The sequence below is a fragment of the Vibrio sp. 1562 genome, from assembly GCF_033340155.1.
Classification (GTDB): Bacteria; Pseudomonadota; Gammaproteobacteria; order Enterobacterales; family Vibrionaceae; genus Vibrio; species Vibrio alginolyticus.
Window position 1 is genome coordinate 1 of record NZ_JAWOVY010000442.1, and the last position, 649, is coordinate 649.

Genomic DNA, 649 nt, shown 5'->3' on the forward strand with positions numbered 1-649 from the left:
GAGCTTTGATCCCATCGCAGCGACCGAAGCTGCCAAAAAAGTACGTGCTCTACGCAAGGGCAAAAACTACAAAAAACGCACGTCCAAACTTGAGCCATTCCGCGCAGAAATCGCCAAGATGTATACCAGTGGCGCATCATTAGAACTGATCGCTCTACACCTCGAAACCAAACACAAACAATACGCCGCAAGAAGTACCATTCTTCGTTACCTTCATTCCATTGGAGTGACACGTCATGGCTAGAGGACATTTCGCGAAATCAGAGAATCAAGCAGCCTCGGTAATGAAAGAGTTACAGGGTAAAGGCAACATTATAGATTCGGTAGGCACAGCCAGGAACTACGAACAAGCACTTAAAACTTGCTGTGATTACCTGAAAGAATTCAAACTAGGCGCACTCCGAGAACTCACGCCAGAAAAAACTAAGACTTACTTAGAAACCCGCGCTCAAGAGTGTTCACAAAAAACGGTCGATATGGATCGTCAAGCACTCCAAACCATGATGCAGCATGTAACACATGAACTGAAAGAAACAGAAAAGCTCGATGTCGTAAAATCCTCTTTAGAGAGCATTGAAGCGTCCCGTTCTTACACTCCTGAGCAAGTTGATGCGATCACGCAACACCAATCGGCCAGCCACGCGTTCTC

2 protein-coding genes are annotated in these 649 nt (G+C 46.2%); both read left to right on the top strand.

The annotated features are described in order from the left end of the window. A partial coding sequence (locus tag R7Z49_RS25685) for a hypothetical protein (protein ID WP_318112491.1) occupies nt 1-244 on the top strand: 244 nt, incomplete at its 5' end. Beyond that, nucleotides 237-649, top strand: a 413-nt coding sequence (locus R7Z49_RS25690; protein ID WP_318112493.1) for a site-specific integrase, incomplete at its 3' end; no start/stop codon positions are given. The genes R7Z49_RS25685 and R7Z49_RS25690, both read left to right, overlap by 8 nt.